Here is a 2,015-nt window from a genome sequence, read left to right on the forward strand (position 1 = left end):
GCTCCCAGCCATCCCGGCAGCAGCATAGGGGGAGTGAACGATTACTGGAAAACGGCTTGGCGGGAGGCGCTGCATCGGGAAGCATGATTGTAAGTTCCACCTCGAAGTCGTTCGGCATTCCCATAAAGCGCATGTGTTTCGAGGCGGCGTGGACAAGGAACTTGTCGCGGACCTCTTTGAGCGGCATTTCGAACCAAGGCGTGCTCTCGACAATATAGCGAGCATATTCATCGTGTTTGCCCACGGGTGCCTTTCCCCGCTCGAAGAACTTCTTGTGGTCGCTGAACGAGGTAAAACTGGGAGTCTGGGGAAGATTTAGAAATCGACGCGAGAGGCCTGCAACACGGTCAAGCAGGATGCGTGTGTGAAGAAGGCAATTCGACATGTCGAACTCAAGAAACGGGCGAAGTTCTTTGTATTGGGCCGCCAACTTCCTCTCGTAAGGTGTGTATTTCCCACCGTATTTCAGCGTGTAGTGCGGCCCGTTTCTGAACCGGGCGGCTACCGACATGTTTTGAAGATAGCGACGCATCGCCAAGTAGTAGTAGTTGTAAGCGTCCCTATATCGCGTTACGTCTGAACTCACGAAATCATCAAGATCATCGCCAAGAGCGACGAGAAACGGCTCCATTGGGTCGTGTTTGATGCGACGGAGTTCGTTCCGGATGTTTGGCCGCTTTCCGACCGCCTCGTGTCCGAGTATGTAGTCAGGGCGTGGCATTCTCTAACGTGGAGGTCAGGGGCGATGCGCGGTTTTATTGCGCAGCGTCCCCTGCACCGCAGGGTTATGCCTTGTACTCACTCCACTCTCCCTTGTCTCCGTTCGTTGACTGCTCGGTTGCCAACCAGCGGCCAAATTCTTCTCTGCCGCCTTCGCTCCAGTGAAGGCGAATGGCGCGAATGTCTTTGGCTGATCTGAGGGTGTTACGACCACACGAAAGGCCCGGGTAGTACTCTCGGAAACCCCTCGCGAACAAGATTTCGAGAATCCAATGAACTTGATTATCTCCGTACCAATGGAGGATGAACCGGCGATTGCCGCTACCAACCACCTTGGCGCCGCAAATTTCGTGGGTATGCTCGGACAGGCACCTGTCGTTGTCTAGCTCAATGTCGTTCCACTGTTTCACATACCGCCGATACATGTGGTAGATGGCCTCTTTCTCGTCGTCTCCAGTGAGGACGGTCGCCGCCGTTGTGTAGGCCCAGCGCTTTCCCTCCGACGGGCGTGGACCAATCCAGTATGTGGGTTTTGCTGCCATGCTTTCTCCTCTGAGTTTGGCTGCTGCCCGCGCCTACAAGGCATAACGTTTGAATTCAGCCGACCAGCCAGCGTAGCTGGCGCAGGTCGGCTGCAATGAAAGGTTAGAGCTCAACAACTTGAGGCTCCCCAGGAGGCTCGGAAATCGAGGACCGAGCAAACTCGACAACCTCTAGCAGCGATTCGCCCGGATGTGCCGACGTCAAGATGAATCGCGAGGTGTCGGATCCGTTCCCGACCACGAGCTCATCAATGATGTCCTCAATCCGCTCGCAGTCGACTCCGGCGACCGCAACAAGCGCCACTCCGTCTGCAATGAATGCCTCGACCATCGCATCGAGCTCTGAGCGATAGCCTCGGGAACAGTTGAGGACGATCTTTGCGGCGTAAGGCACTTGAGCTCTAACGTGAAGTGGACATCCTATTTGACGATTCACTTTGCGTCATTATGCTGTATGTCTGCTCAGTGATCGGCAAATTTCCAACCGAAACAAGGAGGTGCCCAATGGACACGTTCACTAAAAGTTCGGGCAATTGCGTCTGTGACGGCGGCGCTCCTCGATCCCCCAGGCGGCTGCTTGAACAGCTCAGCGACCGCATTATTGCCAAGCACTATAGCTTGGCGCGGCCGGTGGCCGCAACCCAAAAAGGCATCGCCTCAGGGTAAATTTGTTCTCTTCGAGAGATCGTCATTCAGGCGCCGGCCGGAAGTAACCATCCCCCGGCAAAGCCGGGGGCTTTCATTATGTGAGCC

2 protein-coding genes are annotated in these 2,015 nt (G+C 55.4%); both read right to left on the reverse strand.

What is annotated here, in order from left to right; genetic code table 11:
• Positions 1-721: hypothetical protein (locus tag CAPSK01_RS20055; protein ID WP_273704178.1), on the reverse strand; the 721-nt coding region annotated here is incomplete at its 3' end.
• 64 nt (positions 722-785) lie between these two features.
• Positions 786-1,262, reverse strand: a complete 477-nt coding sequence (locus CAPSK01_RS20060; RefSeq protein ID WP_034931024.1) for a hypothetical protein — start codon at positions 1,260-1,262, stop codon at positions 786-788.
• Between the last annotated feature and the right edge of the window lie 753 nt (positions 1,263-2,015).

This window comes from Candidatus Accumulibacter vicinus (genome assembly GCF_000584955.1).
In the GTDB taxonomy this organism is placed as follows: domain Bacteria; phylum Pseudomonadota; class Gammaproteobacteria; order Burkholderiales; family Rhodocyclaceae; genus Accumulibacter; species Accumulibacter vicinus.